This window comes from Spiroplasma eriocheiris (genome assembly GCF_001029265.1).
In the GTDB taxonomy this organism is placed as follows: domain Bacteria; phylum Bacillota_I; class Bacilli_A; order Mycoplasmatales; family Mycoplasmataceae; genus Spiroplasma; species Spiroplasma eriocheiris.
In genome coordinates this window covers 45,622-71,316 of the sequence record NZ_CP011856.1, presented here as the reverse complement: position 1 = coordinate 71,316, position 25,695 = coordinate 45,622, and the positions used below count along the sequence as shown (strand labels likewise).

The 25,695-nt window shown below is 30.4% G+C and carries 33 protein-coding genes; all 33 read right to left on the bottom strand.

From position 1 onward, the window contains the following. Nucleotides 1-7 precede the first annotated feature (7 nt). A complete protein-coding gene (locus SERIO_RS00345) occupies nt 8-1,021 on the bottom strand; it encodes a hypothetical protein (RefSeq protein WP_047790960.1) in 1,014 nt (337 codons plus the stop codon). A gap of 127 nt (nt 1,022-1,148) precedes the next feature. After that, nucleotides 1,149-1,517, bottom strand: a complete 369-nt coding sequence (locus SERIO_RS00340) for a hypothetical protein (protein ID WP_047790959.1) — start codon at nt 1,515-1,517, stop codon at nt 1,149-1,151. Nucleotides 1,518-1,532: 15 nt separating this feature from the next. Then, the gene (locus tag SERIO_RS00335; RefSeq protein WP_047790958.1) at nt 1,533-2,072 is read right to left on the bottom strand and encodes an L-threonylcarbamoyladenylate synthase; all 540 of its coding nucleotides are present in this window, start codon (nt 2,070-2,072) and stop codon (nt 1,533-1,535) included. A gap of 99 nt (nt 2,073-2,171) precedes the next feature. Further along, nucleotides 2,172-3,587, bottom strand: a complete 1,416-nt coding sequence (locus SERIO_RS00330) for a hypothetical protein (protein WP_047790957.1) — start codon at nt 3,585-3,587, stop codon at nt 2,172-2,174. Between the two features lie 42 nt (nt 3,588-3,629). Beyond that, nucleotides 3,630-4,487 carry a peptide chain release factor N(5)-glutamine methyltransferase gene (gene prmC, locus SERIO_RS00325; protein ID WP_047790956.1) on the bottom strand — a complete coding sequence of 286 codons (858 nt, stop codon included), beginning with the start codon at nt 4,485-4,487 and terminating at the stop codon, nt 3,630-3,632. After that, nucleotides 4,487-5,563, bottom strand: coding sequence for a peptide chain release factor 1 (gene prfA, locus SERIO_RS00320; RefSeq protein WP_047790955.1), 1,077 nt, complete (start codon nt 5,561-5,563; stop codon nt 4,487-4,489). Before prfA ends, prmC begins: the two co-directional genes overlap by 1 nt. Nucleotides 5,564-5,695: 132 nt before the next feature. Then, on the bottom strand, nt 5,696-6,007 hold the full coding sequence (locus SERIO_RS00315) for a hypothetical protein (protein ID WP_047790954.1): 312 nt from the start codon (nt 6,005-6,007) through the stop codon (nt 5,696-5,698). Nucleotides 6,008-6,192: 185 nt separating this feature from the next. Continuing rightward, nucleotides 6,193-6,489 carry a hypothetical protein gene (locus SERIO_RS00310; RefSeq protein WP_047790953.1) on the bottom strand — a complete coding sequence of 99 codons (297 nt, stop codon included), beginning with the start codon at nt 6,487-6,489 and terminating at the stop codon, nt 6,193-6,195. Nucleotides 6,490-6,538: 49 nt separating this feature from the next. After that, on the bottom strand, nt 6,539-7,123 hold the full coding sequence (locus tag SERIO_RS00305) for a thymidine kinase (protein WP_047790952.1): 585 nt from the start codon (nt 7,121-7,123) through the stop codon (nt 6,539-6,541). Between the two features lies 1 nt (nt 7,124). Next, on the bottom strand, nt 7,125-8,090 hold the full coding sequence (locus SERIO_RS00300; protein ID WP_047790951.1) for a DHH family phosphoesterase: 966 nt from the start codon (nt 8,088-8,090) through the stop codon (nt 7,125-7,127). Nucleotides 8,091-8,111: 21 nt separating this feature from the next. After that, nucleotides 8,112-10,034 (bottom strand): P-loop NTPase family protein, encoded by a 1,923-nt coding sequence (locus SERIO_RS00295; RefSeq protein ID WP_047790950.1) that lies wholly within the window; start codon nt 10,032-10,034, stop codon nt 8,112-8,114. Between the two features lie 91 nt (nt 10,035-10,125). Beyond that, nucleotides 10,126-10,443 (bottom strand): 50S ribosomal protein L31, encoded by a 318-nt coding sequence (rpmE, locus tag SERIO_RS06880; RefSeq protein WP_047790949.1) that lies wholly within the window; start codon nt 10,441-10,443, stop codon nt 10,126-10,128. 159 nt (nt 10,444-10,602) lie between these two features. Continuing rightward, nucleotides 10,603-11,250 carry a nitroreductase family protein gene (locus SERIO_RS00285; RefSeq protein WP_047790948.1) on the bottom strand — a complete coding sequence of 216 codons (648 nt, stop codon included), beginning with the start codon at nt 11,248-11,250 and terminating at the stop codon, nt 10,603-10,605. A 43-nt stretch (nt 11,251-11,293) separates the two neighbouring features. Further along, nucleotides 11,294-12,265 (bottom strand): hypothetical protein, encoded by a 972-nt coding sequence (locus SERIO_RS00280; RefSeq protein ID WP_047790947.1) that lies wholly within the window; start codon nt 12,263-12,265, stop codon nt 11,294-11,296. A 141-nt stretch (nt 12,266-12,406) separates the two neighbouring features. Then, nucleotides 12,407-13,195 carry a hypothetical protein gene (locus SERIO_RS00275; protein ID WP_047790946.1) on the bottom strand — a complete coding sequence of 263 codons (789 nt, stop codon included), beginning with the start codon at nt 13,193-13,195 and terminating at the stop codon, nt 12,407-12,409. A gap of 15 nt (nt 13,196-13,210) precedes the next feature. Continuing rightward, complete coding sequence (locus SERIO_RS00270) at nt 13,211-13,720, bottom strand: RpiB/LacA/LacB family sugar-phosphate isomerase (RefSeq protein ID WP_047790945.1); 510 nt, start codon at nt 13,718-13,720, stop codon at nt 13,211-13,213. Nucleotide 13,721: 1 nt separating this feature from the next. After that, complete coding sequence (locus SERIO_RS00265; protein WP_047790944.1) at nt 13,722-14,159, bottom strand: RpiB/LacA/LacB family sugar-phosphate isomerase; 438 nt, start codon at nt 14,157-14,159, stop codon at nt 13,722-13,724. 1 nt (nt 14,160) lies between these two features. After that, entirely contained in the window at nt 14,161-14,481 is a 321-nt protein-coding gene (locus SERIO_RS00260) for a PTS lactose/cellobiose transporter subunit IIA (protein ID WP_047790943.1), read from the bottom strand. Between the two features lie 17 nt (nt 14,482-14,498). Beyond that, a complete protein-coding gene (locus SERIO_RS00255; RefSeq protein WP_047790942.1) occupies nt 14,499-15,005 on the bottom strand; it encodes a hypothetical protein in 507 nt (168 codons plus the stop codon). A gap of 24 nt (nt 15,006-15,029) precedes the next feature. Next, nucleotides 15,030-16,097, bottom strand: a complete 1,068-nt coding sequence (locus SERIO_RS06810) for a PTS transporter subunit EIIC (RefSeq protein WP_250638041.1) — start codon at nt 16,095-16,097, stop codon at nt 15,030-15,032. Beyond that, nucleotides 15,982-16,983 (bottom strand): PTS transporter subunit EIIC, encoded by a 1,002-nt coding sequence (locus tag SERIO_RS06680; RefSeq protein WP_250638040.1) that lies wholly within the window; start codon nt 16,981-16,983, stop codon nt 15,982-15,984. The genes SERIO_RS06810 and SERIO_RS06680 overlap by 116 nt, the downstream gene beginning before the upstream one ends. A gap of 220 nt (nt 16,984-17,203) precedes the next feature. Continuing rightward, the gene (locus SERIO_RS00240) at nt 17,204-17,986 is read right to left on the bottom strand and encodes a DeoR/GlpR family DNA-binding transcription regulator (RefSeq protein ID WP_158500486.1); all 783 of its coding nucleotides are present in this window, start codon (nt 17,984-17,986) and stop codon (nt 17,204-17,206) included. 23 nt (nt 17,987-18,009) lie between these two features. Next, the gene (locus SERIO_RS00235; RefSeq protein ID WP_047790938.1) at nt 18,010-18,660 is read right to left on the bottom strand and encodes a hypothetical protein; all 651 of its coding nucleotides are present in this window, start codon (nt 18,658-18,660) and stop codon (nt 18,010-18,012) included. A gap of 6 nt (nt 18,661-18,666) precedes the next feature. Next, on the bottom strand, nt 18,667-19,512 hold the full coding sequence (locus tag SERIO_RS00230) for a class II fructose-bisphosphate aldolase (RefSeq protein ID WP_047790937.1): 846 nt from the start codon (nt 19,510-19,512) through the stop codon (nt 18,667-18,669). A gap of 126 nt (nt 19,513-19,638) precedes the next feature. After that, nucleotides 19,639-19,938: an oxidoreductase dimerization domain-containing protein gene (locus SERIO_RS06675; RefSeq protein WP_236682151.1), complete on the bottom strand. Its 300-nt coding sequence runs from the start codon at nt 19,936-19,938 to the stop codon at nt 19,639-19,641. After that, nucleotides 19,851-20,990 (bottom strand): FAD-dependent oxidoreductase, encoded by a 1,140-nt coding sequence (locus SERIO_RS00225; protein WP_236682150.1) that lies wholly within the window; start codon nt 20,988-20,990, stop codon nt 19,851-19,853. The genes SERIO_RS06675 and SERIO_RS00225 overlap by 88 nt, the downstream gene beginning before the upstream one ends. A gap of 29 nt (nt 20,991-21,019) precedes the next feature. Then, a complete protein-coding gene (locus SERIO_RS06805) occupies nt 21,020-21,460 on the bottom strand; it encodes a cation:dicarboxylate symporter family transporter (protein WP_250638039.1) in 441 nt (146 codons plus the stop codon). Further along, nucleotides 21,445-22,572, bottom strand: a complete 1,128-nt coding sequence (locus SERIO_RS06800) for a cation:dicarboxylate symporter family transporter (protein WP_250638038.1) — start codon at nt 22,570-22,572, stop codon at nt 21,445-21,447. The genes SERIO_RS06805 and SERIO_RS06800 overlap by 16 nt, the downstream gene beginning before the upstream one ends. Nucleotides 22,573-22,699: 127 nt before the next feature. After that, on the bottom strand, nt 22,700-22,924 hold the full coding sequence (gene rpsR, locus SERIO_RS00215) for a 30S ribosomal protein S18 (protein WP_047790936.1): 225 nt from the start codon (nt 22,922-22,924) through the stop codon (nt 22,700-22,702). 15 nt (nt 22,925-22,939) lie between these two features. Then, a complete protein-coding gene (locus tag SERIO_RS00210; RefSeq protein WP_047790935.1) occupies nt 22,940-23,401 on the bottom strand; it encodes a single-stranded DNA-binding protein in 462 nt (153 codons plus the stop codon). A gap of 23 nt (nt 23,402-23,424) precedes the next feature. Then, the gene (rpsF, locus tag SERIO_RS00205) at nt 23,425-23,874 is read right to left on the bottom strand and encodes a 30S ribosomal protein S6 (protein WP_047790934.1); all 450 of its coding nucleotides are present in this window, start codon (nt 23,872-23,874) and stop codon (nt 23,425-23,427) included. A 130-nt stretch (nt 23,875-24,004) separates the two neighbouring features. Further along, entirely contained in the window at nt 24,005-24,682 is a 678-nt protein-coding gene (locus SERIO_RS00200; protein ID WP_047790933.1) for a 2-C-methyl-D-erythritol 4-phosphate cytidylyltransferase, read from the bottom strand. A 2-nt stretch (nt 24,683-24,684) separates the two neighbouring features. Then, a complete protein-coding gene (locus tag SERIO_RS00195) occupies nt 24,685-25,689 on the bottom strand; it encodes a class-II aminoacyl-tRNA synthetase family protein (RefSeq protein ID WP_047790932.1) in 1,005 nt (334 codons plus the stop codon). Nucleotides 25,690-25,695: the final 6 nt, after the last annotated feature.

Sequence of the window (25,695 nt, the reverse complement as noted above, 5' to 3'; positions counted from 1 at the left end):
TACAACCTTATCGCCCACCACGTAGTGCTCAATAATCAAAACCAATTGTGTCTTCTTCTTGATCTAGCCGTTCTTCGCTATTGTCAATTGGTGTTGTCATTGTTTCTGGTTGTTGCCCATAATCTTGTTCCGAATTATCATTTGTAAGTAAATTGTACTTACGGTCAAAGATTTGTAATTCATGGTTAATTAACTCGTTAACTAAGCTTTCATCATAATTCTTTTTAATAAAACTTTCCACTAAAATTGGATTAAATCCCGTAATCACTTTAAATGTTGTCAGTCCTTTGAAAATAGTATGAATTAAAATAAATAATTCACGGAATTTTTCATAACCAACAAGATCAACATTATTAAACAAGATGATAATATTTTCTTTAATTTCATAAGCCCGAATTATTTCACTAAATTCCTTGCGAATATATTCAATCGGATCATCAAATTCTAGTTCATTAATAATAACCGCGGTATTTGAATCAGAGGTATTGTTACTTTTTTCGTTGCTTTTTAATGTTCTGGCGAATAATTTAACACGATCCCATAAGACTTTTTTATCTTCTAATCCGACTTGTGGCAGCCCCTTTACAATTTTTTTTAACAAAAATAAAAATGGTGAACCATATAAATCAATTTTTGCCATATCTAAATTAACTAATGGGACTGAAAAAAATGAATTTGATAACTCAGTAATAACATCATTATCACCTTTAGTATTTAGAGTTAAAAAAAATTGCACTAAACTATCTTTTTCTTTAAAGATTTTAACAATATCACGAATTATTTCATAACTATTTAAAGAAATTGCACCTTTGATTTTTTGAGTTGCTGTCGTTTGATCGTTATTATGAAAACTTTGTTGTAAATTATGGTTTTCTAAATCCAATCCTTCGTTAAATGTTTCTGGTTTATTTTTTCTTCCTCGCACAAGATTTCGATAATCAAATTCTTTTGTTGCCTTATTTTCATCCTCGTCAGTATTAAGTTTTAAGTTTTTCATTCTCTCATACGGATTGATGTACATGTCTAGCCCTCCTGCATCATTTATCCACGTATTAATTATAACATAATTTATAAAAAAAATTTGAAAAAAAATTGCATTTCCATTTACAATTTGGTATGATATTATGCTTTTTTCAAAATAAAAATCCTTATTTTTCAGGATCTTTTAATTTTTTAAGTTCTTCTTCTAAACGCTTAATTTTCTCTTCTTTAGTTTCTTTTTCGACTGATGGTTGATCATCACTTGGATCTTCATCATCATTTTTAGGCTTTTTCTTATAATCAGCTACTAGTTTTTTTGCTCCTTCTGCAATATCATCTTTTTTATAAAATAAAAATGTTCCAGTAAAGAGGATCACAATTCACAATCCAAAAATAAAAACAAAAATGAAAAATGCCACATCATATTTACCTGGATATAAAATATAGAGCACCAAAAAAATAATTGTTAACACAAATAAAATACTAATTGCACTAAAATTGATAATTTTAAACCATGGTCTTTTTTTCTTTTTCATTTTTTAATTTAGCTCCTATCTAACAAATTCTCTTGTTAAAGCATTATAAATTTTTGATGGTTGGTTATCTAAATAACCATTATCAACAATAACATCTACCGCAAAATTTTTAAAATCATTAAGTTCTTTTCCATAACGTTGGCCAGTAATATTAACACTGGTAGCAAAAATTGGTCCTGTTTTTTTTAAGATTTGTTTTAATCATTTCCATTTTGTAATCCGCACCGCAATCGTATTATCAAAAGTAATATGGTATTGGTCATTAACTCCCGCATAAATTTCACCAATTATAGTAATTGAATTTTTAGATTTAAAATATTTCAAATCATTTTTATTAATTTTAATTAGTTTTTTTGCTGTTCGTAATGAATCAACTACTAATGATAAGTACATTTTTTCCGAACGTTGTTTTAACTCATAAATTCTTTTTTTACCTGTTAAATTATCAATGGTGCACGCAAAACCATAAATTGTATCAGTTGGAATAATTAATACTTGCTGTTCTTTAAATGCTGCAATAATTTTTTTCTTGTCGGCAAGATGATAAATTTTCATAACAATCCCTCATTATCTTTTAATTTAATTATATCTTAAAGTTTAAGAAGTATTTATAGAAGAAAAAAACATTATTTTAAAGTTTAATTAAATAATGGCTTAAACTTGACGAACAATCTTGGTTGTTTGATCTTGTTTTTTAATTTTTAAAATATGAGAAATGGCAATAATTGATAAGACCCCTAAAAAAAAGAACGAAAGAATCCCACTCGCAATTAATTCATTCCCATGAACTCAAAAGTAACTAATATTAGGTGTTCCAAAAATTTTTGTGGTAATCTGTTGTTTAAAAGTTCCACTTTGGTTATTTCAAAACTCAACTAACCGTCCTAGTGAAAATTGTGAATATAAATAGACAATTAATCCAAAACAAACTATCGCTAAAAAACCACTATATAAACTAATAAATCCGACTTTTGATAAATTAGGTCTTTTTAGCATTACAAAAATGAAAGCAAATAACATCGCGGCAATTAAGGCAGTTGCAATAATTGGTAAGTTTACAATAAGAAAAAAATTACCCGGAGCATGATTAGCCATTGTGTCATAATATTCTTTATTTGGTAAGTCATTTAAATCGGTTGTTCCCGGAATAATAATATTTCTTGTTAATTTAGGATATATAAATGAATATAATAAAAAACGATAAGCTTGTGTTGAAGTAATTGCAATACTAAAAGTATAGCCTAAGTAAGGAGCAAAAATAACAACCGAAAAAATAATTGTTCATAATGAAATGTTAAATTCAGTTGGAATTAGAAATAACCCTAAAATTTTTTTCGCAAACCCCTGGTTAAAAGTATTTTTCAAAACAGTAATTTCTTCATTTTTTTGAATTGTTATTGTTGTACTTAATAATTGTTCAATTTTAAAACTTGTTCGTAAGGTAATAAAAATAATAAAGAAAATTTGTAAGCCAGTAATTCATCAAATGGTGTTAATCCCAATTCATACAAAAGGATAGGGATTATGAGTGCCAGTTCCTGTTGCTAAATTAATTAAATGATCAATTACTTGATCACGGTTTGGTAATGTTGTAGGAACTAATGAATCAATATGCGCTAAAATTTCATTAAATTTATCCGAACCACCCTTGATTGATTTACACCAATCATTAAAAATTCCATATTGATATTCTGCGAAAGAAAATAATAAACAACTAGCAAACAACAACCCTAAAATTAAGATAATGGAAATTAAAAACAACTCCTTACGAAAATAAATAACACGGTGGTGAAAACCAGCATAAAAACAGGCAAATAAAATTGTTACTCCTAATAACCCAAAAGCAATATAGGGAAAAACTAAAATATAAAGTTTTGATGGTAACGGTGGATCTGTAAATGTTTGTAAACTTGTAGTTGGGACTTCTTTTAAAAATTGAAAATATTCTTTTAGTACATTATCACTATGTGAAACAAAAATAAAAATGAAATAAGGAACCATAATGGCCAAAATTACTGCAAAAGCAGTGACTATCATCTTCCATTTTTTTGCGTTCTTAGTTTCATTCATTGATTTGACCTCACTACTAACTTTTTGATTGTATATATTTTACTACAAAACAAATATAAATAACATTCTTCATTTTTTATTGATATCTTTCATAAATTTATATTGGGAATGTTTAAAAAATTGTTTAACTAGTTTTTCGAGATCTTTTTTTTGGTCATAACCATATTCAAAGCATAAAATTGCTTTTGTTTTTACAACTGCTTGTCAATTTTCAAAAATTTTTCGATAGAAAAATAACCCATCTTCTTGGCCAAATAAAGCAACATGCGGCTCATAATTTTTAACACGCTTACTAATTGCTTGGTGTTGGGGAATATAGGGGGGGTTACACACTAAAATATCAGCTTTAATATTATTTTTAACAAACGGTTCTAACATGTCACCTTCTAATAACTTAACATTGTGAGCATTTAAGATGTTAATATTTTTTGCCGCAACTGCCAAGGCAGCAGGGGAAATATCACTCGCATACACTTTCAACTGGGGATTTTCTAACCCCAAACTAATAGCAATCGCTCCACTACCAGTTCCAATATCAATTAAAGTTAAATTGTGGGGATCATCCCAATGATATTGATCAATTAAATTATTAACTTCATCTACTAATTCTTCTGTTTCATAACGCGGAATTAAAACATTATTATCCACATAAAAATTATAACCATAAAAAAATTGCACATTTGTAATGTGTTGAATTGGTTTACCATTTTTGTAAGCAATTAAATCTTGTCAATACTGATCAAAAGCAAAAGGAATTGATTCATTCTGACAAGCATATAATTTTGAAATTGTTGTTTTACTATAATATGCAATTAATGTTTTAATATCAGCACTATAATTAATAAAGTCACTATCCGCTAAAAAATCTTCTGATTTTTTAATTAATTCATTAACAGTCATTAATTACCTTCCATTTTTAAACGTTGTTCTTCATTCATTAATGCTGTAATAATTTCATCCAAATTGCCTTCCATAATCTGATCTAATTTTTGCAAAGTTAAGTTAATGCGATGATCAGTTACCCGGTTTTGTGGATAATTATAAGTGCGGATTTTTTCACTGCGATCACCGGTACCAACGGCATCTTTTCGTAAATTACCACGTTCTTCATTAATTTTCCGTTGTTGTTCTTCATATAGTTTGCTTCTTAAATGTTGCATTGCTAATGCTTTATTATCATGTTGACTACGACCATCTTGGGAAGTTACCACCGTTCCGGTTGGAATGTGGGTAATTCGAACAGCAGAATCAGTAGTGTTAACGTGCTGTCCACCAGCGCCAGAAGCTCGGTAAGTATCAATTTTTAAATCAGCTGGTTTAATTTCAAAATCAACTTCTTCAATCTCAGGAAGAACTGCCACAGTAGCAGTTGAAGTATGAACTCGTCCTTTACTTTCAGTTTTCGGAACTCTTTGCACCCGGTGGGCTCCCGATTCAAATTTCATTTTTGAATAAACCCGGTCACCTTTTAAGATGAAAGAAATTGCGGAAAATCCCCCTGCTTCTGAATCATTTTCTTCAATCACATCAATTTTTCAACCTTGTTGCTCCGCATATTTCAAATACATTCGATACAAATCACCAGCAAAAATATTACCCTCATCTCCGCCAGCAGCTCCGCGAATTTCTACAATAACATTTTTTTCATCATTGGGATCTTTTGGTAATAACATTATTTTTAATTCTGCTTCCAACTCTTCTTTCGCTACTTCCGAAGTTTTAATTTCCTCTTTTGCTAATTCAATTAATTCTTCTTCTTTTTCCGTTTCTAAAATCAGTTTTGCTTCTTTAATATTTTGCAAAATATTTTTATATCGTAAATAAACATCAACAATGTCAGCAATTTGTGCTTGCTCTTTTGATAGTGCTGTCAGTTTTTTAACATCATTAACAATTTCTGGATTTACTAGTTCTCCCTCAATTTGTTGTTTTCGTTTTAACATTGTTTCTAAACGGTCAATTGTTTTCTGATTCATTTTCTTCCCACCTCAAATTACTATTTAATACTTAACAATTATATAATATATCTTTTTAAAGAATAATAGTTATTTAAATAATTTATTAATTATCAATTGAAATTAAAATAAGAAATTCAGGCAAAGAATTTCTTATTTATGTTCATTTACAATTGTTTGGATTTTTGGCAAATTAGCTAAAGCATCAACTCAGGAAAGGCGGTATTCCCCACTTTCAAAAGTTTTTTTAACCGGGTGTTTTTTAATAATTCTTAAACTTACTTTAAAAACATTAACTCCCACCACAACATAGTCGCCTTCTTGTAAATTTGATTCCTTAAATAAAGTAAGGCGGGAATTCATTGGTAAGTTTTCAACAAAATGGACTTTTTCTTTATAGACAACTTTTGGTTTGGCTCCCGTAAAGAAAATTGCTTCGGCATTTAACCCTGATTTATTTGGCATAAGTATATCCTCCTTAGTTCTTAACATTATTTAATATTATTTTAGATAATTGGTAATTTGGATAAAAAGGCGGGAATACGCTTTTTATATCCATAGAATTTTGCTTGAATTTCTAACAACTTACTACTAGGTTTAATATGTCCTTTTTTTGATAATTCATACTTGTCTTTTCCTCATTTAATAAATTAATATGTATCACAAATAACTAATGAATGATATTTAAACCCATTGCGCTCATCAACTTGCACAAAATTATCATTGCGAACTAATTGCTCTTGATAATAACTAAGTTTAAGATTATCATGCTCATCGTATTTAACTGATGTTATTTGTAATGCTTTAAATCCTTTTTGATTGACTTCAATCACAATAAACGGATGTCGAATTGGTGTTAATCCTTTATTTTTATGTCAAAAAACAACTATGTCTCCTTCCACAATACTAATACCCTTATATATGTCTTTTTTTCGATTCAAAGCCATATTAAAATTATATCACTCTTTCATTTCCCATTACAAAAAAAAGAAGTTGTTAGTAAACAACCTCATGACAATGGCGACAACACGCTTCATATTTATCTTTTTCACCAATTAAAACAATTGGATCGTGGTAATTAGCGGGTTTCCCGTTAATTAATCGTTGCGTACGGTTAGCTAAATTACCACATTTAACACAAATAGCATGTAACTTTTTAACTTCTTCTGCCTTACTCATTAGTTGTTCAACATTTAGAAATGGCTCAGCCCGAAAATCTTTATCCAAACCATTCACAATCACAATAATTCCCTTATTAGCCAAATCATCTGCTACTTTCACAATTTCATTATCAAAGAATTGAACTTCATCAATGCCTACCACATCCGTATCGGGTGCTAGATTTGCTAATAATTCTTTAGTATTATTAACTGAAATTGCTTTAATTGATTTTTGACTATGACTAACAACATTATCATTACTATAGCGATTATCAATTGCTGGTTTAAAAACCTGAATTTTAAATTTGGCATAACTTAAGCGCACAATCCGGCGAATAAATTCTTCGGTTTTTCCTGCAAACATACAACCCGTAATAACTTCAACTCACCCAATTTTGGCATTTCTATTTAAAAAATACATTTTAATTTGCCCCCTCCACAACATCATTATTAATAATTAAATTATCTAAGTCGTTAATAATAGCGACCCACCAATTCCAGTTTGGCATTTTAATTCCACTTGCTAGCAAATGTCCTCCGCCATGGTATTTTTTTGCAACCTTATTAACATTATAGTGGCGACTGCGCATACTAACACTAACAAAATTTTCAGCTTTATTTTCAATAAAAAATAATCAAATTTTAATTTCTTTAATATTAGCTAAGATATTAACTCAGCCTTTAACAAGATCATATGCCATTTGATGTTGTTGTAACATCTCATCGGTAATTTTAATGTATCCAACACCATGCGCACTAATTTCAACTAAACTTTGTAAGTAATTTTTAAACTTCACATTAACTCATGATTCCAAATATAAATGTTGATAAATTTCTTGCACATCAAAACCAGTTGCTAAAAGCTTACTTGCCAGAATTAAAGTTGTACTCGTGGTGTTACGAAATAAAAAACGATTTGAATCAGTAATAATTCCCGTGTATAGCAACCGCGCAGTTTGGGATGAAACTTTTAATTTACTATGAAAAACTAACTCACTCACCATTTCTGAAGCAGCGATTCGTTTCGCATCCACTCAGGAAAGATCTCCATAAGGGGTATCATCAGGATGATGGTCAATTTTAATAACTTCTTGGGCTGTTTGCCAATACAAACTATCAATGCGTTCAGTATTAGCAGTATCAGTGACAATTACTAACGCATTTTGGTAATCTGCAGCTGTTAACTTTTCGGGAACCCCTAAAAATGATAAATTATCATTTGTTTCCCCATCTGTTAAGACTTTTTTAGTTGGATAGTTTTCCTTAATAAAATTAGCTAACCCAAATGATGAGCCATAAGCATCCCCATCTGGAGAAATATGACGTAAACAAATTATTTTGTCGTATTCTTTAATTTTTGCTAAGATCAAGTCCATTTTTTCGCGCATTTTTAACATCTCTTTTCTATCTTAGATAATTCCTAATAATTTTTGCGTTTCTTTATCATATACCAAAACTGCTCCTTTTTCAAAATAAATCATTGTTAATTTTCGCAAATTTAATTGTTGATTATCAACAATTAATTTAAAAATCTTATTATGATGGGTTTCAAAATAGCAAACAATGGCTCCGCCTGATTTTTTAACAGTTTTAACACTCCCTTTAAAATGCAAAGCGGTTTCTTTATTATATAATTTTGTCTTTTCAAAGCTAAGATACTTTGGATTAATCGCAATTATATACTCTTGATTATTTGTTAAAGGTAAATTAGCCGCTTTAATGATAATATCATCTAATTGTATTGTTTTGTTGGATAAATGATAAATTCCCTGAAAAATATTTTCGGAAGTTGCAAACATTGTTTTGTATAATTCCAATGTCATCGGGGTAGTCGTGGCTTCCACTTGGGAAATCACTTTATAATGATTTTGTTTATCAAATAGTAGAAATCCATTAACATAATTTTTGATATTTTCAACATTTTTAACAATCACAAGAACAGTAATTTGAGGATTATAACTTTTAATATTATTAATAATATTATATAACTCATTTGCTTCACTCTGGGTTAAGTTATCAAAAGTATGATGCAAAACAATTAGTTCTTTTTTAGCTAATAATGCATTAATTAACCGAATTTTGGTGTGGTCAAAACTACTTAAATTTTTGGTTAATCTTAGTCAATTCATCTTAATATTTAAATCAAACATTAGTTCTTTAACATAATTATATGCTTGATTAGAAACGCTTACAATTTTATTTTTAGTTTTCTCAATTAATTCACTATAATCTTCTTTTTTTGTAATAAACGTGTCATTTAACATTGCTAAATGATATTTGTGAAAATATTCAATAACTTTTCCCTTTATAATTGAAGCCTCATCGGGTAATAAAGTGACAATTAACTGTTCTTGCTTCTCATTATATTCATACCACTGATCATCTGAAAGTTGGATTCAAGTTTTTAAAATACTATTATTTCTTTTTTTTAAAATTGCTTTTAAAATTTCCTTTTTTTGATTATCTTTCATTAAAATATTAACAACATTAAAACGATATTTTTTTAAAGATTTCCGCGCTTTAAAAATATGGTAACGCTGGTAAACAATTTCTGTTCGTAAAATTTTAAGATATTTTTCACAAATTAATTTTGCTTCATTAAAAGTAAATAATTTAACTTTTAATTTTCGCCGTTTAGCAACATATTTACAATCACACGAATAATCTAATTCTGAAATATAATAAATTTTATCTCATAACGCTTGTAAAAATGCTAAGTAACCTTCTTGAATTCTTAATTCTTCTTTTTTTAAAACATAAGTTTTAACAGTCTGAAATAAAATTCCCGTCACATCTTCTTTTAAAACTTTTTTAATCTCTTTTTCATGGAAAAGTTTAATTGCATTCCGGTAGTTTTCCATTCATTGTTCTTTAATTTTAATTGAATTATAAATATATTCTTCCAGAATTTTATCAACTTTATTAATTAAGTCTTTGCGATACTTATCATTATCCATTGCTAATAATTCGCGATAAGCATACTTATTTTTTAAATATTTGATTGTTGCTTCGTGTAAAAACTTTGGTGTTTTTAAAATATTATAAGTTAATCGTAGTTTTGTTGGTAAAAATCCTAAACGGAAAGCAGCTGGGGGAACATAAGCAATTTTACGTTCTTTCGTTAATAATGTTGTAATATTTTTTTTATTTAAATAAATTGTCCCTTTATTAACCTTTTTCTTTCCTAATAAAAATTTTAAAAAATAACGTTGGCTAATTTTATTTTCAAAAAAAACGCCTAAAGATTCTTTATTATTAATTCTAAAAGATAAATCATTAAAAATAATTTTTTTATATCTTTTATAAACAATATTATTAAACTCTAAACCCATTTTTCCACCAACATTCTATTTATTCTAAATATACAATATTATACCGAAATAAGCAAAAAAAACACCATTAATTAATGGTGTCTTATTTATTTTATTCTGATTTATCGGCAGTTGCGGGTGCTTCTTTTTTATCTTTTGCATTTTTTTTGTTTAAATCTTTTTGTGCTTTTGATAAACTGGCAGTTTGTTTAGCAATTTCTTCTTTTTTATTAAATTTAGATTTGAAACGTTCAACTCGTCCTGCTGCATTCGCAAATTGTTGGTTACCAGTGTAGAATGGATGACATGAAGAACAAGTATCAACTTTAATTTCTTCACCTCTAGTTGATCCACTCATGAATTCCGTTCCACAAGTAGTACATGTAATTTTAGTATCAAAATATTTTGGATGGATGCCTTTTTTTGCCACAATACTCACCTCTCTTATTAAGATTAATATACTTTCTTGGTATATTAATTTACGACATTTATTATAATAACATATATTTTATTAAAAACAATAGATTTATTTGTTGTTTTTATTTGGTTTTTATTTTATTCTTTTAATTTTTACACTTGCAAACATTTATTACTTAACAATCTTTGCAAATTCTTCGGTGCTAATTCTTTTTCGAGCAAAAGTTGCCCCAGTTGTTTTTTCATCATATTTTCCAAGGGCTAATAATAATACGGTATGTTTAATATCTTTATCAATATAACCAAGTTCATGCAATAAATCATTACTATGGTGATCATTAAATCCCCCAATTATTGTTGTTCCAATTTTTAAATCAGCAGCTTGCAGGGTCATAAAAGCAGTTGTGATATAAACTTGACTATCAACATAACTAGTTAAATTATCATGGTTTTCTAAATACTGGCGATATTTTTCAATAGTTTCACTTAGTTTCTTTTCATCTAATGCTTCGCTCCGGTGTAAACGGCTTCTTAAAAATTCATCGGAAACTAAATAGTTTGCATTATAACCAACTAAACATACCAAAGTATCACATTTTAAACCTTTTTCAACATTTGACCCGTTTAAAACATCATATGCAAATTTTGCTTTAATTTCTTTATTTTTAATCACAACAATATTACAAACTTCTAATCCCATTGAACTAGGAGCCATTCGTCCTGCTTCAATAATTGTTGCTAATTCTTCTGCACTGATTACTTTGCTATCATCATATATTTTGACTGTTTTTCGTCATTCAATTGCATCTTTTACTGACATTTTATGTTTCTCCTAACTTTATTGCTTTTAAATTATATCGGATTTAATAATTAAATGCACCTAAAAACATTGCATAACAAATTTCAATTTCTCCTAGTTTATATTTTTCAAGAAATTCCTTAAAAACACTATCTTTTCTTAAAATTGGTAAGGGCTTTTGATAACTCATTAAATTCATTTCCGTTGCGTTCGTAACATAATATGAAAACTGGTAAAGATATTTTGCTCCCCATTCTTCTGATAATAATTTGGCACGCTCAATCACTTCCATTGCATTACGGACATCATAAAAACGAATAATTTTTAATAAATGACTTGTAGCAATTTTATTCGCCTTTAAAATTGTTCATCGAAAAATTGGGTTAATCACAATATTATTGAAATCTAATTGTAAGGTAATGTCCCCTGGGGTCTGGTCAAGGTGTAGCCCTCATAATAAAAGTGGGCAACGAAAAACTTTTCTCTTTTGAAAAACACCCTGGACATATGGGAACCCCAGTTTTAAATCACCATTATTTCGCTTAATCATTAAATTTAATTTACTATAAATGTTCGTAAATTTTTTTAAAATAAAAGCCAAATAATCATCAATTCATAAATAAATATCCGCTTTTAAATATTTTTCCTTTTTAAATTTTTGAATTGCTGTTAATAACTTATTTTTTAAACTCGAAATATTTAAAAAGGGGTATTTTGCTAATAATTTATTAAACACCTGGTCATTACTTTGATAGTCTTTTGTTTTTTTAATTACTCATAAAGTTTGTTGCAAGTCTTTTTTAAAGGCAGGATAATATTCAATTTTAAATGGTTGTAAACTAATAGATTTTCCTTGTAATAATGTTTCAAAGCTATAATCACCATCGACAGTTAACGCATATAAAAGTTCAAACAAATTAATAATTTTAGTTGATAAATAACTATTTTTGGTAAAGAAAATATCATCAGTTTCTTTTGATTTAATTAAGTTGTTAAGATTAATCTGGTTATCAATTTCCTCATAACGATAAAACATCCTTAATTATCTCCTTTGCACTTCCTCGTAATACTATTTTCTTATTTTTTTAGGATAATTCAAGGATTTTTTTTGAAAATATTGGTTTTTACTTTCAAAAAAATGAAAAATATTTGGTATTTTAAACCAAATATTTTTTTATTATGCCAAACTAAAATAAAATTGAACTTTATAACGATAGTCATAGGAATTTGTCATATACCATTTATTATTTTTAAGGATTTTTCCTTTATTAAAGTGGCTATCACTACTATCAACTAATAAATTCGTACTAGTTTGATCACTCGCAAATGCTCCAGTAATATCAGTTCATTTACTTTCATCCTTATTATTAGTTCCAATAATATTACGACGAGTTCCAACAAATTTGTCGGCCCTGCCCTTTGTACTAACATCAATTTGAATACTAAAAGTCACCACATATACTTTAGTGTCTGCTTTATATTCTGCTTTAATTTGGCCATGATCAGGGACATTAACCCACGAACCATCTTTAAACTCTGCGGTTGCTTTATTATCCTGGTCATAAATAATAGTATTAAAATCATTTTCCAAAACTTTAATATCACTATATTTTTTAATTTCCGAACCAGTATTTGAACTGGCTTCGTAAGCTGCCAATAATTTAAAGACAATAGCTTGTCCACTTCCATCATTTTTAACAAACTCATTATAATCAACTTGTTTACCGCCATCTTTAATTGCATTAGTTAAATTATTAATAAACCCATTTTTATAGGCATCGGAATTAATCGCATCAGAAGATCAGTAAGTAATATCATGATAACTAAAACTATGATCTTTTGCCAAAATATCATTGCTACTATCATCTAATGACATTACTGAACGCTGTGCATTGCAACTAACGAGAGTAATTGGTAAACTTCCACTAATACTAATTGCAGTTAATAGGCTAAGAATTCGTTTCATCCAGGTTCACCTCTCTTAATCATGATAATAACCGGCTTGTCATTTTTGAATTTCACTATCAAAAATATTATCGGCATAATTATCATGGGTAATTAACGCATTAATTTTTTCAATCCGCGCATCTTTAGCAGGCGTTGGCTGGTATTTAGTTTCCAAAAAGGTTTGGTAAATTTCTTCAATCAAACCAATCCCTGTAATTCTTCCCCCAACTGCAATTACATTGGCATTAAATTCCTCTACCGCTTGGCGGGCAGAGATTAAGTCACGGACAAGGGCTGCACGAATATTTTTTGTTTTATTGGCAGCATTTGAAATTCCAACTCCTGTTCCACACATGATAACTGCTTTGTCAACCTGGTTAGTCGCAACTAAACTAGCTGCTTTATGGCCAAAAATTGGATAATGCGTGCGCACAAAATCATAAGTTCCACAATCAACTACTTCATAGCCCGCTTGGCGTAAAAAAGTTACCATTTTATCTTTAATATCAGTGACAATATGATCACAAGCAATTGCTACTTTCATCTTACTGTTCCTCCTTTAATAATTCACCTAACATATCAGTCCGTACTAAATGACGCCCCCCCGCAAATTCCGTTGCAAAATAACGAGTAACAATTGCTTTGAGAGCTTCATCACCAGTTAGTTCAGCACCCAGGGTAATAATATTAGCATTATTATGTTCTCTGGTCATGTGGGCTGAATGTTCATCACTTAATTGGGCAACAATATTATTTTTAAATTTAGCGGCCACCATAAAGCCACCATTCCCAAATTCATCAATAATGATGCCCCGGTCGGCTTGGTGGTCATTAACTAATTTTGCAACTTCAAAACTCGCATCAAAAATATCTTTTGGAACTTTATTATTAACATCAATAATTTCATATTGTAAATCTGTTAATAAGTCTTTAATCATTTCTAAATGACCAAGAAATTTATTGGTGCCAATGGCAATTTTCATATTATCCCTCCTTTTTTTCACGATAAATATCTAACAGATTATTAATTAAATCTCGCAATAATGCGGTTGTCATCAAATGGTCTTGACCATGGACCATAATCATTGTCACATCACTATAATTTCCTTGCGCTTCTGCTTGGAGTAAATCTGTTTGCCGTTGATGGGCAGCATTAATTGCTGCTTCCCCTTCGGCAATTTTTTGTTCAGCTTTTTCAAAATTTCCCTGCTTTGCTAATTTCAAGGCTCGTAAGTAGCAACTACGCGCATCTCCTGAATAAGCAACAATTTCTAAACCTAATTCACTAATTTTTTCTTTTGTCATTACTAATTCCTCATTTTCTATCTTTTAGTTTCAAAATCATTATTAATATTAATTTGGAGTTTTTTAATAATATTGATAAAAACAAAGTTATTGATAAGAATCAAAATGATACTAATAAAATAAATTACGAGACGGTTGGTGATATTAATTGTCTCATCATTAAAACTAGAAGTTAACGACAAAACTAAGTAAACTGTTGGGATAGTGATTCCTAATAAGAACGGAAAAACAAATAATCATATTCAACCATAAGGAGATAGTTTTGCTAAAAAACTATCATATAATTCATCTGGTTGACAAGTTACAAATGGGTAGCGACTACGGTTAAAACAAAAGGGCACACTATAACAACAAATAAAACTACCAACTGATAAGCCAAATTCAATTAAGAAGTCTAATCATAGCATTTGGCTGGTTTTTTCTTGTCCAGCAACAACATAAAAAATTGCACAAATGATAATGGTTGTTATTAATAAAATTGCTGTTCATAACAAGGAAATTTTCCGTCTCGTTTTCGTATTCATTAAGATCCTCCTCTTTTCTTACAGTTAATTTGTTTCTAAATTATAATCTGGTAAATTTGCTAAAATTAAGTCAATTGCTTGGTCAGGATTATTGGTGCAATCAATATATTGTTTGCCTTTGGTTTCGACAATTTTAACTTTTCAAGCACTAGCATCACGTTCAATTTCATCGATATAGACATTAACTTGTGGTGATAATACCACTAAGTCCATTTCTTTCATTAAATTACGGTGACTACCATATGCGGCTGAATCAATTACAATATTTTTAATTCCGCGGCTAGCAGCCCCTTTATTTGCACTAGCAGCAAACATTGCCGAAGTGCCAGCCCCATAACAAACAATTAAAACATGGTATTGATCACGAGTTAGAGGTTGACTAACAGGTTGGGATTGTTCAACAACCAGATTTTTATTAAATTTAACACCAGCTTTTTTAGCCGCTAATTTTTCGGCTTTAAATTGTTGATTTTGGGCAATTAAAGCTTTTTTTGCTTCAATTTTAGCAGCTTTATTATTTGCCCGTTCAGTTTTAATTTCAGTTGTAAATTCTGCTAATTGGTTAGTAAATAATAAACGTTTTTCTTTATTTAAGTCTAGTTTGGCCCCCAAGCGCAAGCGCGCGAGTGTAAAGTAATTAAAGTGCATTGGTTTCGGAATCCCTTTTTCTTGGGCTGATTTAATTTCTTCGGTACATGTTAAGCGATCCATCAATAAGACAAATGGTAACCAACAAATAAAATCAACTAAACATAAGATTCCCCACAACACCACAGCTTGCCACTGGAAGGACGTTCCCAGTAATAAACCGACAATTGCTGCGGGCATCGACCAGGGCACATCAACAATTGCTCCGTTCATTCCCAGCGTTTCAATAAAGAATTTATAAATTACCACATTAATAATTGGTAAAATCATAAACGGAATCATCACAATTGGATTTAAGATTAGTGGGCAACCAAACAATGCTGGTTCATTAACTTGGAATCAAATTGGAATATAAGAAGCAAAACCAACGGCTTTTAATTGTTTTGATTTCGCAAATAAAATTAGTAAAATTGGAATCACAAAGGTGGCCCCAGTTCCCCCCATTGTTGGAAGTAAAGTCATAAGAAAATTCATAAGTTAAAGCTCAGTGGGGATGACCACCTTGAGCAAAAATTGCTTGGTTATCAGCCAGGTTACTATACATAAAAGGGGTAATGAATGGTCTGGTAACCGATGGCCCATGAACACCAATAAACCAAATGAAGGCTGTTAAGAATGCCATCGCCGCTAAAAAGCCATAGGAGTCAAGGCCACTAAACACTGGTTTTATCGCTTGAAATAGCGCATCAGTAAATGACATGTTTAAAATACCAATGAAGATATAGCCAAATCCTCAATATACCAACACTGCTAAACCATAAGGAATAATATCAGAAAAAGATTGGGAAATTCCCTGGGGAACAGCTTTAGGTAATTTAATTGTTCAGTTATATTTAACTGGTAAGTAAAAAATTCATGGGATTGTTAAACCAATAATAATCCCCGTTAGCATCCCTTGGGCGGCTAAGTTTGAAATAAAGATGCTAGCAAAGTTTTCAGTTTGACTACCATCATTTGTTAAAGTAAATGTTACCGTTACTGATAGCATAAAAACTGCTGAAATTGCGGCAAACATTACCATAATAAGGTTCATTTTACGATTAGTTGGTAAACCCTGATTAATTTTTTCAGCTAAGGCCCTTGCAATCCCAGCGGTAAAGAAGATTGAGACCAGGCCCATTGTAAAAACATAAATCCGGTTTAAACATTGACGTGCAACCAGGGGATACCACGCCATATTGCCTTTAAATGCGGGAGGAACTCACATAATAATACCAATGATTGAAGAAAAAATAATAATTGGTAAAGTTACATAAAATCCTTCCATTAAAGAACGCAAATACTTATTCCCAGCAACTACTCTTAAGACAGGAACAAGGTGTTTATTCATTCAGGATTCCATTTTTTTATTAAACGGTTCTCTGCTAGGAGATTTTTTTGTACTTTGCATGTTCCTTTCCTTTCTATTTACTGTAATGGAAAATATCCATCTACTTATGTTGTACTCCGAAAATGATAAACTTTCAACAAAAATGATAATTTTTTTTCAAATTTTTATCAAAAAAATCAAATGAAAGAAATTTATTTATCATTCTTACCCATTTGATTAACTACACATCGGTATTGGCAATTATTTTATGAATTGTTATTTTCTTACTAATTTCCGGGGGAATTTTGTTATCTGTTATAATACAATCAATATCAGATAATAAAGCTAATTTGGCAATCCCCACTGAGCCAAATTTTGAACTATCAATTAACGCAATTTTTTCTTTACAATTATTTAATGCCACAATAATTGTTTCAGCTTCATAATCATTATTATTATAAATCATTAATTCATCATTAATATTAGTGGCACTAAAAATTCCCTTGGTAAATGTCATGTCTTTTAACTGCTGTTGAGTTTGGGTCCCAAAAAAACTCCGACTACGGCGACGAAAATTTCCCCCAATCATCATTAAATTCCGGATGTTCTTATTTTGGGTGGCAGTCCGAAAAACTTCTAACGCGTTGGTTGCTAATAACTTAATTGGCTTATTAATTTCCTTAACAAAATATTCTAGGGTTGTTCCTGGCGACACAAAAATAACATCTTCTTCAGTTAGTTCTTTGACAGCTTCTTTGGCAATAGCAATTTTTTCAGCAATATTTTTTAACAATTTTTCTTCCCGTGTTGTCTCATACTTTTTACCATCGGAGTTATCAATAAATTTAACAGCCCCAAATGATAGTTTAATATATCCTTCCAGTTCCAGTTCCTTGAGATCTCTACGAGCAGTAATATTGGTAATGCCTATTTCATCAGTATAATTAAATAATTCTTTCGTTGTAATAAAATTTGATTCTTTAATTTTTGACAAAATCTTTTGCCGTCTTTCAAATTTATGCATAATAGTTCCTTTCATATCCTTTCTTATAATCCAAAACTATAAATCATCACAATTGTTCCTTGTTTTGATTTTTGATAACCATCCGGATTATTATCCCGAGCGCTAATCTTAATATTAAAATTAATTCGTAATGAAAATGACCCTGGTGTATTTTGTTCATTATCAGCAATATGAACTCATTGGGGATTAGCCGGATCATCACCTGCTTTTAAAGAATTCTTATCAACCTGATACTGAAAACTTAAATCATTATCCATTTTTTGAAATGATTTTGTTTGGTCAGGGCGGTTATTATCATTGACATAAACTAACGAATCTTGTAAATCACTAGCAGTTTTTAATTCATATTGATAAAGAACATCTTTGGTAAAAGTTACTAATGGTAAATAACAATAATCACTGGTGGGGTCAGCACTAGCTGAACCATAACATTCTTCCAATACTTGCTGGGGGTTAAATAAAAAGAATGTTTGGGCAAGAATCGCGTCAGAATATTTATTCACAGTTGCTTGGGTCAGACTATTATTAAAAATTCCCTTGTCATAACTTAAATCCCACTCGGTTAAATCTTTCGCTAAGCGGTGGTAACTTAGTTTGTTTCCACAAGCAATGACTGATAAACTAGGTAAAGTAACTAGTGTTAATGATAATAACGAACATAATATTTTTTTCATTTTATTTTATCCTTTTCCTGACGAATTTAAAACCTGCATTTTTTCTTTTGCAACTAATTTTGTTTGGTCAATTGCATAGCGCCCAAATTTTCGGGCATCATAACCCTGAGGATTTTGAGCAAATCATTCTCGTAATCCGTTAGCATTTGCCACTTTTAAATCGGTTCCAATGTTTACTTTGCAAATTCCCGCCTGAACTGCTAATTGTAATTGGTCATAAGGTACTCCTGAAGAGCCATGCAATACTAACGGTTGGTCAACCTCCGCAGCAATTTCCCTAATCCGTTGAATTTGTAAATTAACTGGCCCATGGTAAATGCCATGGGAAGTTCCAACCGCAATTGCTAAACAATCAATTTTAGTTTTGTTAGCAAAATCCACTGCTTCAGTAACGGTTGTATAATGAGCACTTTTGGAATTACGATCATCTTCCTTTCCTCCCACATGACCAATTTCCGATTCAACTTCGACCCCTCTCGCATGAGCATACTCAACAACGGCAATTGTTTCGGCAATATTTTCAGCAATTGGTTTCAAAGAGGCATCTAACATTACCGAAGTATATTGGGCGTCAATTGCCTTTTTAATTAGTTCAATATCAAAACCATGGTCTCAATGTAAAATAACAGGAACAGTTGCTGATTCAACCGCGGCATGCCCAATCGCACTAACATATTCAAACCCCATATACTTTACGGCCGATTCAGTGGCCATAATAATAACTGGTGAGTGTTCTTCTTCCGCTGCTTCAATAATTGCTTTTAACATTTCTAAATTATCAAAATTAAAAGCGGGAACCGCATAATGACCTTCTTTTGCTTTCCGTAATTCTGCTTTCATTGTTGTTTTCATTATCCTAAGTCTCCTTCTCAATATTGTTGCTATAAAAATATTATAATCTTTATTCTTATAAAATTTGATATTTTATGATAAAAATTTATCTTTTTTAATCAAAAAAACACAAGTTTAAAACTTGTGCTATTCTAATTCCGCATTTAGTTTATTTAAAATAATAGTTACCGCATCCATTGGTCGACTAAAAGGTGGTGAATATGGTAAGTCTAAATGTTTAACATCACTAATTTTTGTTTTTGATCAAATTAGGGGAATAAAGACATTAATTCGCATTGCAGCACGATGGTATCCTAAGATTTGTGCTCCTAAAATGATTTGTTCTTTGGTGTCATATACTACTTTAATAGTAACTGGTTTTGCTCCTTTAACATAAGCTGTATGATCTTTTGTGCTAACTGTAATTGTGTCATACAAATAACTCATTTTTTTGCATATTCTTCGGTGAAACCTGTTCGGGCAATTTCTAAATCAAAAATTTGTAAAATCATTGTTCCCATTGCCCCTTGGAAGTAATCATCTTTACCAGCTAAGACATTAGCTAGGACTTTCCCTTGTTTAATTGAGATGGTTGAGGATGGAATTTGCATTAATGAACCATCAATAATATTTTTGGCAAGAACACAATCTCCGACTGCATAAACATCGAGGATATTTGTTTCTAACCGATCATTAACAACAATTGAACCTTGAGGATTCATACTAATTTCACTATCAGCTAAGAATTGCGTATTTGGAGTAAACCCTAAGGCACAAATTACTAAATCAACATCTAACATTTCCCCAGTTGCTAGTTCAATTTGGTTAATCATTTTATTTTTAACATGGAGTTTTTTAACTTTAGTGTTTAGTTTTAGCTCCACACTTTTGCGCTCTAATTCCATTTGGACTGCTTCAGCAATTTCAGGATCAACTAAATCTTTTAACACTTGGTCTTGTTCTTCAATTAAAATTACGCGTTTATCATTTCGGGCAAAATTTTCACAAAACTCTAAACCAATTGGTCCCCCACCTACAACAACCACTGTTTTAATTTTATCCGTTAATTCTTCTCGAATTTTAACCGCTGCTTCTAAAGTTGCGGGTGCATAAATATTATGGGCATCATTTCCTGGTAAGTTTAACTTATCTAAACTTCCACCAACAGCAATCACTAATTTATCATAATGATCTTCAATGGGTTCTTTTGTTATTAAGTTGATTCCCTTTACTGTTTTATTGGGAAAATCAACATTGGTAATTTCATAATTGGTATGAACAGTAATACCTTCTTCAGTGAATTTTTCAACTGTTCTAGCAATCATAATATTGGCTTCATCAAAATTTTTACCAATATAATATGGAATTCCACATCTTCCCAGAGAAGGATAACTCAAATTTTGATAAGCAACAATTTCAACCTTGTCTTTTAAATTTCTTTTTAGTTTACTTGCGGTAGTCATTCCCGCAGTAGCACCACCAATAATAATAACTTTCACTATGTTTTCCTCTTTTCTAATTTTTAAAATTATTCATTTTGCTTAGTTTTTCTTTTTTCTTCTTTCTTTTTGTGGACCTTCGCTCTTATTTTACCAAATAAAGTCTTCCCATTAAACAATAAAAGTTCATCACTTTCTAAAGCATGAGTTAAACGTGCGGCAATCGTTGTTGCTTGAACTCCCCCAGTAACGTTAACTCCTGTTCGTCCCATATCAAAGAGACCATCCAAAGCCCCAATAATACTATAAACTGGCATGTATAATGCTCCTAATCCTAATCCGCCTAATACTCCGGCGGTAACAACACTCGCCGTGCCAGGAACACCAGCAATTCCTAATGATGCAATTACTGTGACCAATAAAGCAATAAAGAAATGAGCAATAGTAAAATCATATAACCCAGCACTCATAATAAAAGATACAATGATCCCCGACTGAACTCCTGCACAAGCTGTTAATCCCATTGTCATTGATAGCGGTGCAAAATTCCAACTAAGCTTTCCTTAACTTTAATATTATTTTTTAAAGTATCCATTGTTATTGGTAATGCTGCATTCGAGGATTGGGTTGAAAATCCCTGAATTAATGGGCGAATGGCATGTTTTCATCACTTAACAGGATTGATTCCAAATATTACTAAGGTAATAGTATGTCAAATTAAAGCAACAACTAAACATAAATAAGCAACCCCAATTACAATTCCAATTTTACCAAGATAACCAATTGGCCGTGAAATTATTGAATAAGTAATCATTGACATTACCGCATAAGGCATTAGTTTAATCACAAACATTAAACATGACATCACAATTGTTCATCATCTTTCAAAGCCATCACGAATTTTTTGCATATCTTCGGGATGTTTTTTAGCTGATTTCTTAACAGCTAACCCAATTAAAGCCCCGATAACCATTACTGGAATGATGGCAATACCAATAAAGGCACCGATAAAATTCGAAGGAACATATTCCCAAATAATTTGGGGTAGTGGTTTGAAAGCATCACCATCATAATTACCACTACCACTAATTGTAAAACCGTCTCCAATTTTAAAAGCCCAACCAATAAAGAAAGTAATCGTAAAAGCAACGGCGACATTTACTAATAAGATTATCACCGTAATAATAATTCCCTGGCGAGTTTTCTTATCATGGCCTGGTCTAGCAACGGCTCTGGCAATTGCTAAAAAAACAACCGGAACTGTTAGCATTAAAATGGCATTAATAAAAATCATTTTAAATAAATTAACCCAAATTGATAACTCTTGCACCCATAATTGGTAAATTGGATTAACCACCGGGTTAGGAACATTAGGATCAACTCACGGGTCAATCATTGAACTACTAGGATGATCACTATTATAAGGAAAACCATTTATTGCTTGGACAACAGTACCAAACCCTAAGCCAATAACTAGTCCAATAATTACCCGGTACATAAAACGAATTTTAGTTTTTTTAATAAAGATTCATAGTAACACCATCAACCCAAAAAAGATTACAATACTAACTAAAGATTGTCATTGGGAAATTGCCACAAAATCATGTAGTGGGTTACTATTGTCACTTGCTAAAAATTCCATTTAATCCCTCCATAGTTTTTGAATAGTTAAATTATAAACTATTTTTAAGTTTTATTTTAGTCTTTCCCTAAGAAAAAAAACTATTAGAGGATTTTATTCTCTAATAGTTCTCTTTTCATCATTATTCCTAGTCAATTACAAATGGTAATAATGCCATTTGGCGGCCTCTTTTAATAGCTGTTGCTAACATGCGTTGGTGTTTAGCACAAGTTCCGGTAACTCTTTTCGGCAAAATTTGACCATTATTTGACATGAATTTTTTTAGTAATTCAGCATCTTTATAATCAATATAAGTCATTTTGTTTTTAGTAAAATAACATTGTTTTTTAAATCTTTTAAATTTTGGGTTCATTGTCGACTTCCTTTCTTAATCTCATAATATGGCATCATCCCCATCAAAACTAATTGGTTCATCATTATCATTTTGGGGATTTGGTGATGATTGTTGATTTTCACCAAACGTAATATTATCAAAATCAACATTATTTGGAGTTGGAATGCTATCAACATTAGTAGTTGAATTAGTATTACGAGAGTCTAAGAATGACACACTATCCGCCACCACTTGCACAATAGTCATCTGTTGACTGTTATTATTATCAGTTCTAGTTTGAATTCTACCGTCTAAAGCAATTAGCGAACCTTTTTTTAAATAACGGGCCATGTTTTCAGCAACTTTATTTCAAGCAAAGCATGGTACAAAAGCAACTTGGTCATTAAATGAACTATTAACCGCCATTGTAAAAGCAACAAATGGTTTTCCATTGACTGAATTTCGTAATTCTAAATCTCTTGTTAATCTTCCTACTAAGGTAACTCTATTTAACATTTTGGTTGTACTCCTTTTATAATTTACTGATCTTTTTTAACTGGATTTTCTGATTCAGCAGGTTGTTGATTGTTATCGGGGCGGTCTCATTTTTTTTCAAATTTCTTACCACCAGGTTTACGATCATTTCTTTCGGCTTTATCGTTTTTTACTTCTGTTTTTGCATATTTTGTTGATTGAAGATATCCTTTTTCTTTTTCGGTGTTAATTACTAAAATTCTTAACACATCTGGTTCAATATGACTAATACGAACAAATTCATCAACATTTTGAGCTGTTGTATTAACAATTAAAACTGTATAGTGTCCTTTTTTTCTTTTTTTAATTGGATAAGCTAAGTTCATCACTTCCCAGTCACCAATTTCTTCAATTTTTGCACCATTATTTTCTAAAATAGCATGCAATTTGTTCTGTAATGCTTTAATATCATTACTTTCTGGGTTTAAAATATACATAATTTCGTATTTACGCACTTTAAAATTTCCTCCTTATGGTCTATTGGTCCTTCGCGGACAAGGAGCTAATAATTCCAAACTTTATATTATTAACTCACAACAAATTATACATTATATTATTATAAAATATAATATTTTCCTAAAGTTTTTAATCAATTATATCTTCCAAATAAGTTACTTTAATATTATCCTTACTTCCTGGAAAATAATGAATTGCAATTTCAGGAGCGTATAATTCTACTAATTGACTATCATCATAAATTGGACTTAATTTATGGGGATTTTTTTGATAATTTTGATATACTCCCAATAAAACACTAGTTTTAAACATTTGGGGAGTTTGAACTAGCCCATACTCCGATCGGTGAACTGTTTCAACAATTTCTTTATCATTAATTTTTTTAATGGCATCATTAATTCTTAACAGGGGAATTAAGGTTTGATAATCATTCGCAACAAAGTCATCTAACATCTTGTCAATAAAATCATTTGTTAAATAACAACGAGCTCCATCATGAATTAGAATAATATCATTAATAATCTTATTGTTTAATAAACAATTTTTAATGGTATCAACACGTTCATTGCCACCAATTGTAAAAGTAACCCTGTAATTATCGTGATATTTTGGTTGCAAATAAGTAAAAATTTCATCATTAACCCCCACAATGATTTGAGTACATTTTTGATCATTTAAAAATGTTTGTAAAGTTGTTTCAATTATTGTTAAATTATTGGTTAATTTAAATAATAACTTATTTTTTTTACTTTGAAAACGTTGTGAATTACCAGCTCCCACAATAATCGCACTATAAGTAGCATCCATTATTAAAGAACCTGAATTTCATTTTTTTCTGCATATTCCATAAAGTCATCTTCTCAAACTGAGGAGATCACTTCACTAATATGTTGTTTTTCTAGTAAGTATAAATCTAATTGTGATTTATAAATTCCAAAACTTAAAGTCACTGGTAATTCATTGGTTGCAATCATCGCATCAAATTTGGTTTTAATCTTATTAGTTTCTTTGGTAATTGTTGTTTGTTTTTGTAAAACTTCTTTATCAACAGTAATTCCACAATAACCAATACAAATTGCTTTTTCTTGATAAAAATTATAAACAAAAATCTTGGCATATAATTTCCAATCAAAAGTATCTTGTGATTCATTCGGAACTAAAATCCCATCCTGAATGATTTCTTCTAGCCCATAAAGGACAGTTGCCCCATTTTCACGAGTATATTTATTTAACCGTTCTTGGTAAGTTAATAGCCGCATTGATTTTTCCAATTCATTGTGGGCAATTCAATTAAATTGCTTATCAAATTTTTCGGTTAATTTATCATATTTCTTAATTAAAATTTTTTCAATTGCCCCCAAACATTCTCAGACCTTTTCAACAGTGGTGTGAATGAGGTCAAAACTAAAAACATTTTTTCCTAATAGTTTGTCAAAACCAATTTCCGTAAAATTAACAGCATTCACATCGGATTGTTTAATATCACGACGCAAAACATTAGAGAATGTTAACAACCCTTCGTTTTCTTGAATGCCATATTTTTTAACAGCATATCTTCTTCATTTATTGGGTGATTGTAAAACTTCGCCCACAATTCCACTTGGTTGAATATCAAAATCAATTGGTCGTTCAGTAATTCTAAAATCATCATTAAAACCAGTCTCTTCACTACAAATTAACGGAAAATCAACTTCTAATAAGTTAAATTCCTTAGTAAAACGTTTTAAAAGTTCAACTTTAATTAAGGCAATTGCCGCAATTGTTTCTTGTAAAGTTAAAATTGAAGAATATCCAATGTGGATTCCGTGTGCCATAAAATC